A 12,813-nucleotide genomic window follows, 5' to 3' on the forward strand; every position below is an offset into this window, starting at 1 on the left:
TCCGGCGAACCTGGGTCAATTTTAACCCGGCGGTGACAGGAGAAAGTATCCTTATTTAGCGAAGTAGAGTTACATGAAACAGGTCAATTATAGTTATTAAATCACTACTTAAGGAGCATCAAATGACCCCATTTACCCAAAAAGTAATCCAAATCATCCAGCAAATCCCTCCAGGGAAGGTCATGACCTATGGCCAAGTCGCCGCGACAGCAGGCAGTCCACGGGGAGCGCGGCAAGTCGTCCGGATTCTTCATTCGCTGAGCAAAAAACATCAGCTGCCTTGGTACCGCATCATCAATGCAAAAGGCCAGATCAGCATCCAAGACGACGAGAGCGCCGCGCTTCAGAAGCTCTACCTGGAGAGTGAGGGAGTGGAGGTCGGTGATAACGGCTTCGTCTCATTGGAGCGATTTCAGTTTCACCCCCTTATAGAGGAAGTGGGTCCTGAAGCGTTTTAATACGGCCATGATTACAATCTATGTTCGTTTCGTCGTTGTTGCCTCCGCTTCCTCTTGCTCCGCTTGGTAGGCGCGAAGCCCCCGAATGAACATATCCAGGATCACATCATGCTGGGTCTTCTTTTTCACGTGGGAACGAATCTGCTCCAGCTCGGTTACCAGCTCGGAATCGAGAAACAGGTTGATTGTTTTCCCTTTTTCGCGGGGATGGATCTCATAGTGTCCGTCCATCTTTTTGACCGTACCTTGGATCTTGGCCTCTTTCCCCAATGCACGTTTATCGGGAATGTATAAACATGGTGCTTCCAGCTGAATATGAGTCAGCCCTTCACTGAACTGGATGGTGAGGGGCTGATTTCTTTTTTTGTGCAGATCGCGAATCTCCCGGCATACCATCTGATATTTCGCTGTATTCGGCAGGATTAGCACGACCACACTCATAGCGGGTGACCTTCCTGGCGCATCAAGTCCTCCTGCTTCACCGCCATCGTTTTTTGACTCCCTTCTAATTGAATCGTATAAAGAAAGCTGGCTTCCAAGCGATTGACTTCCACTACCATTCCCCGACAGGTTGGATCTTCGCGCAAACAGACAAGATCTAAGACTTCAAAGCGGGGGCGCAGTAAGCCTTTTTTTGCCAAAAAGGAGTAAACGGTGTCTTTCCGATACAAAAAACGCTTGTTCCCCTGCTTGTGTACCAAGGTTGGAAACCTCTCGCGTTCATTGAGTATTTCGCCCAGAAAGCCATGATCGGCCCAACGCTTGATCGTGGCGAGACTCGTCTGTCTCCCGCATGATTGGAAGATCAGGTCGATGATTTCCTGAGAGGATACATATTGGGAGCGCTCCTGCATTAATTGCAGGGCGGTTTCGCGTTCCTTTTCGAGTTCGATCAACGCAAGGGTGGCTTCTACGATTATCGCCCGCACTTGCGCGATTTTTTCATCAATCTCTTTCATGGCAGATCCCTCTTTGCCGACTTCTTGCTAAGAGCGTATGAAGGTATGAAATCAAACATGTGTCTTTTTGGCGGAATGATTTCAACATTTTCTACGGAATCCATGAAATCATATACATAAATGGGTGGCTGCTTTCATTGATTAATAGCAAAAGGATCAAGGAGGGTAGCGCCATGAGTGTGCACACGGATGAAAGAAGACACTTGTTTGAGGAAGCGACACCGCCCCTTAAGCCAAAAGAAGCGCTGGATGAAGCAAATCGCTGTCTTTACTGCTATGATGCCCCCTGTATCAAGGCTTGCCCCACCTCAATTGACATTCCTTCCTTTATTAAAAAAATCGCCACTGGAAACCTTTTTGGATCCGCGAGAACAATCATGGAAGCCAATCCGGTGGGGGCGAGCTGCGCGCGTGTCTGTCCGACAGAAGAGCTGTGTGAAGGTGCCTGTGTACTGAATCATGCCTCGAAGCCGATCATGATCGGGCTTTTGCAGCGTCATGCGACGGATTGGGCGATCCGGAATCAGGCTGCGTTGTTCCAGCCGGGTGAGAAAAACGGCAAAACAGTCGCGATTGTCGGAGCGGGACCGGCGGGCATCTCTGCTGCAAGGGAGCTGGCGAGGCTTGGCTATGACGTGACAGTCTACGAAGCCAAGGAGAAGGCAGGGGGACTCAACACATACGGCATCGTTTCCTTCCGCTTGCCGCAGGAGGTGTCCCTCTGGGAAGTCGAGCAGGTCGCCTCGCTTGGCGTGCGCTTTCTGACGAACACACGCGTGGGAGTAGATGTGCAGCCTGAAGAACTCCTGCAAAACTACGATGCCGTCCTGCTTGCCGTAGGCATGGGCAATGTGCCGCAGCTGGGCATCGAAGGCGAGGAGTTGGAAGGTGTTCTGGATGCCATCACTTTGGTGGAAGAGACGAAGAACGGACCGCTCCGCGAAGATTTCATCGGGAAAAAGGTAGCCGTTATTGGGGCGGGAAACACTGCGATTGACGCCGCTACCTGTTCCAAGCGTCTCGGGGCGGATCAAGTGCAGATCCTGTATCGACGGACGGAAAAGGAGATGACGGCATATCCGTTTGAATATGAATTCGCGAAACAGGATGGCGTGGAATTCCGCTGGCTGGTGGCACCCAAGCGGATCATCGGTACGGATGGCCGTGTGACGGGGATAGAACTGACGCGCATGAAGCTTGGCGAGGCGGATGAAAAAGGGCGCCGACGACCTGAACCGATTTCTGGTAGCGAATATGTCGTGGAAGTAGATTTTGTCGTCAAGGCGATCGGTCAGGAACGGCTGCTCCCGCTGATCGAATCGTTTGGAATCGGTCATTCGAAAGGCGTGATCTCGATCGATCCGACTACTTATCGCACCACTCATCCGCGAATTTACGCAGCGGGCGATGTTATCTTCGGAGGCGGTGGCGTAGATGCGATGGTGGTGGATGCGGCGAATCACGGGAAAAGAGCGGCGCATGCCATTCACGCGGCATTAGTAGAAAAAACCGCGCGGGAAAGTGACTGAAAATTACGAAAAACAAAATGAGCGGGGAGGGTAAGAATCATGGCTGACTTACGCATCAATCTGGCCGGCATCGAGTCACCGAATCCATTTTGGCTGGCATCGGCTCCACCCACCAACTCGGGCTATCAGGTGCAGCGGGCCTTCGATGCAGGATGGGGCGGCGCAGTCTGGAAGACACTCGGCGAGCCGATCATCAATGTCACCTCGCGCTTTGCGGCCTTGCATTACGGCGGACAGCGGGTGCTTGGCTTCAATAATATCGAGCTTATTACGGATCGACCGCTTGATGTCAATCTGAAGGAAATGGCGGAGACGAAAAAGCTGTTTCCCAAGCATACGTTGATCGCTTCGCTGATGGTCGAGCACAAGCGAGAGGCTTGGCATGAAATCGTCAAACAGGTGGAAGCAATCGGGGTGGACGGACTCGAGTTGAATTTTGGCTGTCCGCATGGGATGGCGGAGCGCGGGATGGGATCTGCCGTGGGACAGCATCCCGACCTGATCCGCCAGCAGGTGGAATGGGTCAAGGAGGTGGCGCAGACACCTGTGATCGTCAAGCTGACGCCAAACATTACGGATATACGCTTCACTGCAAGGGCGGCGTCCCAAGGAGGAGCAGATGCAATCAGCATGATCAATACGATCAACAGCCTGATCGGGGTGGATCTAGACCGTTGGCTGCCGATTCCCCATGTGGATGGAAAAGGCGCGCATGGCGGGTATTGCGGACCCGCCGTAAAGCCGATCGCACTCAACATGGTCGCCGAGTGTGCCCGCGATCCTTTGGTGGGCATCCCGATCTCCGGTATCGGAGGGATCTCTACTTGGCGCGACGCGGTCGAGTTTTTGCTGATGGGAGCCACAGGGGTCCAGGTATGTACAGCAGCGATGCACCATGGCTTCCGCATTGTGGAGGATATGATCGACGGGCTGAATCAGTACTTGGAGCAAAAAGGGATCGCGTCGGTCATGGACATCGTCGGCAAAGCCGTGCATACCTATTCCGATTGGGGCAATCTCAATCTGAATTACAAGGTGGTCGCCCGCATCCATGAAGAAACCTGTATCAACTGCAACAAATGCCATATCGCCTGTGAGGATACGTCCCATCAATGCATCGATATCATCAAGGATCAAGCAACTGGGAAAGAACGTCTGGTTGTACGCGAGGAGGACTGTGTCGGCTGCAATCTTTGCTCGATCGTCTGCCCGGTGGAGGGAACGATTGAGATGGTAGAGATTCCGACCGGTGAGCCACCGCTTACCTGGAACCAACGGCAGGCAGCGCTGGCATCCGGCGGAGCGACGGAGTAATGTTTGCGAATGGGCTTGCATAGCTTGTACTAGCGGGATGTCGGCAGTTTTCACTGTGAAGGACATCCGTAATCCGGGCGAGGTGAGGGAAGAGCATGAAAAAATGGATTCGCGGCGGTACCGTGGTGACGGCATCGGATACGTATCAAGCGGATGTGCTGATTGATGGGGAAACCATCGTTGCCATCGGTCAGGGCTTGGATGGGCAGGATGCGGAAGTCATTGACGCTTCTGGCTTGTACGTTTTTCCAGGGGGCATTGATCCGCATACCCATCTCGATATGCCATTTGGCGGTACGGTATCCTCCGATGATTTTGAGACGGGGACGAGAGCGGCTGCGTTCGGCGGTACGACGAGCATCATCGATTTCTGCCTGACGCAAAAAGGCAAGACCCTCCAGGAGGCGATTGCTACTTGGCATGAAAAAGCGCGGGGAAAAGCACTCATCGATTACGGTTTTCACCTTATGATCGGCGAAGCCAATGATCAAGTGCTGGAAGAGCTGGAATCGGTCGTGAAAAATGAAGGCATCACCTCTCTGAAAGTGTTCATGGCTTATAAAAATACGCTGCAAGCGGATGACGAAACCTTGTTCAAGACCTTGACCCGGGCCAAGGAACTGGGCGCGTTGGTGCAGGTTCACGCTGAAAACGGGGACGTGATCGACTACCTGACCCGACGTGCACTTGCCAATGGACAAACGGAGCCAATCTACCACGCGCTGACCAGACCACCCGAAGCGGAAGGGGAAGCGACAGGCCGTGCAGCGGCACTGACTGCTTTGGCAGGCTCCCAGCTGTATGTCGTCCATGTTTCCTGCGCGGATGCGGTGCGCCGTATTGCCGAGGCGCGGGAAAAAGGCTGGGATGTGTACGGGGAAACTTGTCCGCAATATTTGGTACTCGATATTACGGCACTGGAAAAGCCGGACTTTGAAGGAGCCAAATACGTATGGTCCCCGCCTTTGCGTGAAGCATGGAACCAGGATGTGCTCTGGCATGCGTTGAAGAGCGGCATCCTGCAAACGGTCGGCTCCGATCATTGTCCGTTCAATTTCGCAGGACAAAAGGAATTGGGGAGAGGAAACTTCACCAAAATTCCGAATGGCGGCCCGATCATAGAGGATCGCTTTGGCTTGCTGTACTCAGAGGGGGTACACAAGGGACGCATCAGCCTCAATCAATTTGTGGATGTGATCTCCACCAAAGTTGCCAAGCTTTTTGGCCTGTATCCGAGAAAAGGAACGATCGCGGTTGGCGCAGACGCGGATATCGTACTTTTTGACCCACAAGGGAAGCGAACCATATCGGCAGCTACGCATCATATGAAGGTGGATTACAACCCCTTTGAGGGAATGGAGCTGCACGGGGAAGTCGTGTCCGTCTTATCGCGAGGTGCCTTTGTCGTACGGGATAAACAGGATGTAGGACAGCCGGGCAGCGGGCAATTTTTACACCGACGCACATTTGCAAGACCATAAAACAGAAGGGGGTTGCACGGATGCCAAACAAAGTATCCATCGGGCTCATCCAAGCCATTCACGAGGTGCATGGGGATGAGCCGGTACAGGTGCATAAAGAAAAGGCAATCGAGAAACATGTACGTCTGGTAAGGGAAGCAGCAGAAAAAGGGGCAAAAATCATTTGTCTCCAAGAAATCTTCTATGGTCCTTATTTTTGCGCAGAGCAAAACACCAAATGGTATGAATCCGCCGAAGAGGTGCCGAATGGGCCGACAACTCAGCTGTTTCAGGAACTTGCCAAAGAGCTGGGTACGGTCATCATCTTACCTGTCTATGAAAAGGCAGGCATCGGCATTTACTACAATACGGCGGCCGTCATCGACGCAGATGGTACCTATCTCGGCAAATACCGGAAAAATCACATTCCGCACGTCGCGGCTGGCGGCAATGGCTGCGGTTTCTGGGAAAAATACTACTTCAAGCCGGGGAATCTGGGATATCCCGTGTTTGACACGGCATATGCCAAAGTAGGCGTGTACATTTGCTATGATCGCCATTTCCCTGAAGGAGCCCGTCTGCTCGGATTGAACGGTGCAGAGATCGTGTTCAACCCATCCGCCACGGTGGCGGGCTTGTCCGAATATTTATGGAAGCTGGAACAGCCTGCCCACGCGGTGGCAAACGGGTATTATCTGGCCGCCATCAATCGCGTCGGGGTGGAAGCTCCCTGGAACATGGGAGAATTTTACGGTCAATCGTACCTGGTCGATCCACGCGGTCGTTTCGTAGCGGTTGGCAGCAGAGATCAAGACGAAGTGATCGTGGCGGAAATGGACAAAAACCTGATACACGAAGTTCGTGATTTATGGCAGTTTTATCGGGATCGTCGTCCGGAAACTTACGAAGACATGGCCCGGCTGCTTCCATAAGCGTTTCTCGACAGTACAAGATTTTCATCCCACTCGGCGTTTCGCACCTCTTGCCGAGTGGGTATTTTCACGTTCTTGGCAAGCCCATTTGTTTACGAGCGAAAAGGGGAATCCAAAATGGCTGTGATCGTTTACCGAGGGGTGAAGTACGAAGAAGCGCTCCAAGTGATTGCGAGACAGAGCTATGAGCAGCAGGAAAGGCGAACATTTTTACAAGGGATCCGGGCGAAAGCGGTGTTTGGACAAGGAGTCTATCTGGTCAGCAATCCGCAGGTCGCGGCAGAATATGCATACTGCCACGCGGAAGCAGGATGGGATAAGGGCGCGATATTGAGGCAGACGCTAGACACGCAAGAGATGATGTTCCTCACTTCCGCTTATGGGGAAAATGAACTGCGGCAAGAGGCGCTTCTCTGGGAATATACGGATAGTGAGCTGCTTCGCATTCATTCGATCATGACTTCCCACGAGTGGCAAGCCTGGACAGGGGAACGGATTCGAGCCTATTTGCAGGATCGCGACTATCACGGAATTGTGTATCCATTATCTGAGGAATTGACTTATTATGTATCCTATCAACCGGAGATGCAGATTGCAGACATTTCTTTGTATGGCTACTTTGAACAAAAAGAGAGCGAGAAGGATTCAGAGAATATTCAGATTTAGACTTTTGGCATCATTACGAGAACGGCAGGATCGCGGCGGAGGCCACATACCCTGTTTCATCAGTTTGAATGGAATGAGGAACCTGGTGGAGCTGTGTGGACAACGGGAAGGTTATAAAGATCACTGGGTTAATCATGACTTCCTTATTGACAATTACTTAAAACGGAAGGGTTTCATTGAGGAGAAAGGATTCAGCTAACAACTTCGATAGATAAAACAGCGGTCGTCTAAGACTATATTTTCAGGTCTTAGGTAGCCGCTGTTTTATGTAATGTGGGCAGTCAAAAAGTTAATTTTCATAGGATGTAGTTTTTCTTTTCCGAGAACTGCGTAGGACAACAAATCCACTCTAGAATTTTATTTTCAACGAACAATATTATTTTCTTCATCAATTCAGCTTTCGCAATGGGTGCTTTCTCTCGTTCGTTCAAACATTCGGTAAAACAGACAGCGAAGATCCTAAAGACTGTCTATGATTCCGGCGCAGCTTTGCGGCCATCTCTTTTAACAGCAAAATCAACAATATTGCCATACAAATCCGCTTCAATATGGCAGCACCCCGTTAATTTTCGTCTTATTCGCTCACGCCCTCTCTGAATCCTCGATTTCGTAGCAGATAGTGAGATTCCCAGTCTCTCACTTACCTGTTTATGAGTGAGTCCTCCCAAATAAAGTGTCAGTGCATCCCGATAGGCTGCTGGCAGTCCCGGAATTGCTTCTTTCATACAAATAAGCACTTCTTGAGAGAAATCTGCTCCTGCAGAATCCCCCGATACACTCGTTTCCACATCATCCAGTAATACGGTTTTGCTCATCCTGGTCCGGTAATAATCCACAATACTGTTGCGCGCTATCTGAAAAATCCAGGGTTTGATTTTGGTTGGATCGGCTAAACGCGCAAGATTGGCATAGGCCTTAAGAAACACAATTTGTACGATATCGTCCACAGCGGTCGTACATTTTACTTTTTTTGCAACAAATCTTTTCACTTCGCTGTATAGGTCAACCCACCGCTCGTCATGCTGATTGTGCATGATGGATACTCCCTTCCCCAAAATTTTTGCGTCCTAATCAAAAAGGCACCGTCATATTAAGTGTAGTCAAACTGGTGAGGAGTGGGAAGACAATGAGGGCACTTTGAGAACGATGTCATGTTTACCGATGAAAGCATTCTATCAAATGAGAACCAACCGAACAGGAGGTAATGATGAAATGGAGTACACTTTTTTAGGAAGAACAGGCTTGAGAGTCAGCCGCCTTTGCCTGGGAACAATGAATTTTGGTGTGGATACGGATGAGCAAACGGCATTTCGGATCATGGATGAAGCTTTGGATGCCGGAATTACTTTTTTCGATACAGCGAATGTATATGGTTGGGGAGAGAATGCTGGGCTTACCGAGAGCATTATTGGCCGTTGGTTCGCACAAGGGGGACAGCGGAGGGAAAAGGTCGTCCTGGCAACGAAAGTGTATGAACCGCTATCCGACCCGCTCGATGGACCAAATGACACAAGAGGATTGTCGCTCCATAAAATAAGACGGCATCTCGAGGGATCGCTTCGGCGGCTGCAAACCGAGCATGTGGAATTGTACCAAATGCATCATATCGATAGGCGGACACCATGGGAGGAACTATGGGAGGCTTTCGAAATACAGGTTCGTACAGGAAAAGTGAGCTACATCGGTTCCAGCAACTTCGCAGGTTGGCATCTGGTAAAAGCGCAGTCAGCGGCCAAGGAACGACGTTTCATGGGTCTTGTCAGCGAACAGCACAAGTACAACCTGCTGGAAAGGCTTCCCGAGTTGGAAGTGCTGCCGGCTGCACAAGATTTGGGACTGGGTGTGATACCGTGGAGTCCGCTGGCCGGAGGACTTCTTGGAGGTCGCGCACTCTCCGCGGAAAAGGGAGCCCGGACGTCAGCGATTTCGGAACGAGCCGAACGGCATCGGGTGCAGCTTGAAAAATTTTCCGCACTTTGCAGGGAGATCGGAGAATCAGAAGCGAACGTCGCACTTGCCTGGACGCTTGCCAACCCCGCAGTAACGGCACCAATTATTGGACCGAGAACGGTAGAACAGCTGAGGGACACATTGCGTGCCGTGGAGCTTCAGCTGGGGAAGGAAGTAATGCGCGAGCTTGAAGCCATCTTTCCAGGGCCAGGCGGAGAGACCCCTGAGGCTTATGCCTGGTAGGTTGACGCGCTCACTCGTTGAATAAAAAGGTATTAGCAGCAGCTTTCCGACTCATTGGATTGATTCCATTGATCCATATTATTTTAGCGTGTGTATTTTTTGGAATAAAAAACGAATCCAATAAAAGTAAGAATGCAAAGGCTGAGGATTACTAGGATGTAAAGAAACAGACATCTTTTAATATTTTCCTTAAAACTGAACCATTTGCCTTCAGCTCTAAATGAATATTATTGAGAAAACGGAGAACGTTAGTTCAGCGCTCCAGGAGCAGTTTGCCACCGCGGCAGCTGCTCCTTCTGTCGTTAAGCTAAAGGGCAGGATACTAGAAAAAAAGTAGCCTCAATAGGCTACAGTTGAAAAGAAACCTGGTGTAATTATGAGTAGTACAAACTAAGCGATTCAATGAAGTTTTGAATCGTTCCGACTTTACCAAAAAAAACGAAGCGATAAAACCCGCTAGATCAAGGATCCTCCGAACGGACGGTTCCTTTTTCTATGAAGAATTCCGGGCTTTCTTTAAGCATTTCCATAAATTTCGCCAATGCGCTGGTTACCATGCAGTCTTTATGGCGAATTAGGTATGTCTGTATCAAGCCGAATTCTTGTGGAATGGCAAATGCTCGCAATTGTCCCGCTTCCACGAGCTTCTCGACGGCGGAACGGGGAACGAGCGACGCCCCCAGACCGGCCATGACTCCCCTGATGATTGCCTCCAAATGATTGAATTCCATGTACAGTACGGAGATAATTCCGTTTAGCTTCAGCCATGTCTCGAGCCTCTCCCGATGCAGACAACCTTTGGTATTCATCAAAAATGGCTGCCGATATACGTCGTCGATGATGTTGTTTCCAGGGCTTGCAATCAGCAGTAGTTCATCCTCTCGAACCAGCTCCTCCACGATATGGTCGTCATGAAGCGGCGACATGACGAACGCGCAATCGAGCTGATAATGAAGAACCTTCTCGGCAAGCGCAGCTGAGCTCTCCGTCAAAAGTGAAAGCTCTACGCGGGGATAAGCGACATGATACCGCGTCAGGAGCTCTGGAAGATGCAAGTACGAAACCGTATGATAAGCGCCGAGCGACAGCCTGCCCTCTGGCTCCGGAGTGTCATTCAGCGCTTTGTTTGCTTCGTCCAGCAAATGCAGGATGCGTTCCGAGTAATCCAGCAGCTTCTTGCCCGCGGGAGTCAGAACCATCCCTCGCTGTCGGTAGAATAGTTGCTTATTTAGCTCTGCCTCCAGCTGTTGCACCCGGGCCGTCACATTCGATTGGACGTAACCCAACACCTGCGCCGCCCGGGTAATGCTGCCTTCCTGAGCGACCGCACGGAAAATGCGCAGTTCATTGATTTCCATTCGTCCTCCGCCCTCCCGTCAGAAGATTCACTAAAAGCGAATCATAAATTCGTTTTTAATCATTTTACATGAAAATATTTCCTGTGTACATTTGAAAGCATACCGATTCCAAGTTTCAAGGAGGATGCTACATGACCGTTGCCCAGCTTAACAAATGGGGCGTTTTATCCGTCATCACACTCGTCTCGTTCATGTCCAACGTCGACGCTACGATCGTCGTCATCGGCTTGCCGGCGCTGATGGAGGATTTAGGCATCACATTCGAAACGGGCATATGGACAATCACGGCCTACTTCATCTCAAGCACCATATTTTTGCTTCCGGCAGGACGTTGGTCGGACATGCTCGGGACCAAGCGCATTTTTCTGTGGGGTCTGGCCGTGTTCACCGCCGCCACCATGCTTTGCGGATTGGCTAGCTCCGGCGCGACGATGATTGCTGCGCGGTTCGTACAGGGCGCAGGCGCGGCGATGACGATGGCGACCGGTACCCCGATTCTGATGCGCACATTCCCGCCGAATCAGTTCGGGCTTGCGTTAGGCGTCAACTCCACCTCCTGGGTAGTCGGCTCGCTTATCGGCCCGGTGCTCGGCGGGGCGTTGATCGGCGAATTCGGTTGGCGCTCGATTTTTTTCGTGGTCGTCCCATTTGGTATCGTCGGTCTGATCGCCGGATTTTTGATCCTTAAGGACACCAACTTCGCTGGGGAGCGCACAAAAACCGACTGGCCCGGCATCGCTACCTTCGGCTCGGGTTTGCTCGCCTTCCTAGTCGCACTATCCGAAGGGCAGGCGTGGGGGTGGGTGTCCGGACCGACGCTCGCACTGTTCGCTGCCGCCTTGATTTTAGGATTCACGTTCTTAAGGATCGAGCGACGCGTCCGGCACCCGTTGTTTCATCTGGGGTTGTTCAGCAATCGTCGCTATACGTTCGGACTAGGGCTCACGATAAGCTACTGCGTCGGCTATTTCTCGATCATCACACTCATGACCCTGTATTTGCAAGGCGCGCAAGGCTTAAGTCCGATGGAAGCGAGCCTGCTCCTGATCCCGTTATCGGCTCCCCAGCTCATCACGGCCCCTATCGGCGGCAAATTGGCCGACCGCTATGGACCAGTACGCATGATTTTGCTGGGGTCGTTCGCGTTGGGCATCGCATTCCTGATGCTCGGTCAGCTCGGCCCACAGCTATCTCACTGGGCCGTAATCGCTCCGCTGTTGATCGTCTCCACCGCCACCGGACTGTCCTGGCCTTCGCTCGCGAAAGCAGTGCTGTCGGTCGTGCCTCGAGAGCAGGCTGGGGCCGGATCCGGCATGTTCTGGACGGTGTTCAACATGAGCCGGGCATTAAGTCAGACACTGGTGCTAGCGATCGTCCAGCTCAGTTCCTCAGCCACTGTCGCCTCGCAGCTGTTTTCCGTTACGGAAACGGCCCCGGACGCAAAGGCTCAAAGCGCGATGGTTCATGCGACGGATATCGGTTTCCGTTTTTTTGCCGCCTTTTTCTTGATAGCCATCGTGATCGGATTCATTCTGCAGCTGTCGGCAGGGAAAACAAAAAGATAGGCCGATTGACCGTCCCACAAACGCCGAATCCTAATTGGGTTCATTCATTAGAGCAAGAGAACGTGATTTCCGGTCATGGATTGCTCCGCTTCATTTCCGTCGGCATCATGCCGGTTTTCTGCTGGAACGATTGGATAAAACACTCCGTACTAATGGATGGGCTCGAAGCACCTACTTAAAACGACCACCCTCCCAGCCGCAGTATTAATTTTCATCATCTTTTGTGCAGCAGCGCTGTATGGGGGGCTAACGGGCAGGATTGTTTCAAAGGTAAACAGTTTAAAATTGGGGATGTATTTCGGTTCACTACTGAAAATGCTCTGGTTTTGTCATACCGTACCTTAGGCTCGGCGAAAGTTGGAGTTCCTGATATTGGTTA

12 protein-coding genes are annotated in these 12,813 nt (G+C 51.4%); 8 read left to right on the top strand and 4 right to left on the bottom strand.

Going from position 1 to position 12,813, the window contains the following annotated elements; translation table 11 throughout:
• Positions 1-122: 122 nt before the first annotated feature.
• The gene (locus EIZ37_RS06860) at positions 123-458 is read left to right on the top strand and encodes an MGMT family protein (protein ID WP_134683849.1); all 336 of its coding nucleotides are present in this window, start codon (positions 123-125) and stop codon (positions 456-458) included.
• Positions 459-476: 18 nt separating this feature from the next.
• Here the strand turns inward: EIZ37_RS06860 and EIZ37_RS06865 are convergent, their stop codons facing one another.
• Both EIZ37_RS06865 and EIZ37_RS06870 read right to left on the bottom strand, forming a co-directional pair.
• Entirely contained in the window at positions 477-899 is a 423-nt protein-coding gene (locus tag EIZ37_RS06865) for a hypothetical protein (RefSeq protein ID WP_134683850.1), read from the bottom strand.
• Positions 896-1,417, bottom strand: coding sequence for a hypothetical protein (locus EIZ37_RS06870; RefSeq protein WP_134683851.1), 522 nt, complete (start codon positions 1,415-1,417; stop codon positions 896-898). Before EIZ37_RS06870 ends, EIZ37_RS06865 begins: the two co-directional genes overlap by 4 nt.
• A 173-nt stretch (positions 1,418-1,590) precedes the next feature.
• On the opposite strand from EIZ37_RS06870, the gene EIZ37_RS06875 reads away from it, so the two are divergent.
• The 5 genes from EIZ37_RS06875 to EIZ37_RS06895 all read left to right on the top strand — a co-directional run bounded on the left by EIZ37_RS06875 (position 1,591) and on the right by EIZ37_RS06895 (position 7,318).
• Complete coding sequence (locus EIZ37_RS06875; RefSeq protein ID WP_134683852.1) at positions 1,591-2,946, top strand: NAD(P)-dependent oxidoreductase; 1,356 nt, start codon at positions 1,591-1,593, stop codon at positions 2,944-2,946.
• A 39-nt stretch (positions 2,947-2,985) separates the two neighbouring features.
• Entirely contained in the window at positions 2,986-4,260 is a 1,275-nt protein-coding gene (preA, locus tag EIZ37_RS06880; protein ID WP_134683853.1) for an NAD-dependent dihydropyrimidine dehydrogenase subunit PreA, read from the top strand.
• 95 nt (positions 4,261-4,355) lie between these two features.
• The gene (hydA, locus tag EIZ37_RS06885; protein WP_134683854.1) at positions 4,356-5,741 is read left to right on the top strand and encodes a dihydropyrimidinase; all 1,386 of its coding nucleotides are present in this window, start codon (positions 4,356-4,358) and stop codon (positions 5,739-5,741) included.
• Positions 5,742-5,761: 20 nt separating this feature from the next.
• Entirely contained in the window at positions 5,762-6,652 is an 891-nt protein-coding gene (locus EIZ37_RS06890) for a nitrilase-related carbon-nitrogen hydrolase (RefSeq protein WP_134683855.1), read from the top strand.
• A gap of 117 nt (positions 6,653-6,769) precedes the next feature.
• Positions 6,770-7,318, top strand: coding sequence for a hypothetical protein (locus EIZ37_RS06895; RefSeq protein ID WP_134683856.1), 549 nt, complete (start codon positions 6,770-6,772; stop codon positions 7,316-7,318).
• Positions 7,319-7,788: 470 nt separating this feature from the next.
• On the opposite strand, the gene sigZ is transcribed toward EIZ37_RS06895, so the two are convergent.
• The gene (gene sigZ, locus EIZ37_RS06900; RefSeq protein ID WP_134683857.1) at positions 7,789-8,352 is read right to left on the bottom strand and encodes an RNA polymerase sigma factor SigZ; all 564 of its coding nucleotides are present in this window, start codon (positions 8,350-8,352) and stop codon (positions 7,789-7,791) included.
• A 178-nt stretch (positions 8,353-8,530) separates the two neighbouring features.
• On the opposite strand from sigZ, the gene EIZ37_RS06905 reads away from it, so the two are divergent.
• A complete protein-coding gene (locus tag EIZ37_RS06905) occupies positions 8,531-9,511 on the top strand; it encodes an aldo/keto reductase (RefSeq protein WP_134683858.1) in 981 nt (326 codons plus the stop codon).
• A 461-nt stretch (positions 9,512-9,972) separates the two neighbouring features.
• On the opposite strand, the gene EIZ37_RS06910 is transcribed toward EIZ37_RS06905, so the two are convergent.
• Positions 9,973-10,869 carry a LysR family transcriptional regulator gene (locus tag EIZ37_RS06910; RefSeq protein ID WP_134683859.1) on the bottom strand — a complete coding sequence of 299 codons (897 nt, stop codon included), beginning with the start codon at positions 10,867-10,869 and terminating at the stop codon, positions 9,973-9,975.
• 131 nt (positions 10,870-11,000) lie between these two features.
• Between EIZ37_RS06910 and EIZ37_RS06915 the strand changes: the two genes are divergently transcribed.
• On the top strand, positions 11,001-12,434 hold the full coding sequence (locus tag EIZ37_RS06915) for an MFS transporter (RefSeq protein ID WP_134683860.1): 1,434 nt from the start codon (positions 11,001-11,003) through the stop codon (positions 12,432-12,434).
• Positions 12,435-12,813 lie beyond the last annotated feature (379 nt).

The sequence above is a fragment of the Brevibacillus migulae genome, assembly GCF_004521915.1.
In the GTDB taxonomy this organism is placed as follows: Bacteria; Bacillota; Bacilli; order Brevibacillales; family Brevibacillaceae; genus Brevibacillus_F; species Brevibacillus_F migulae.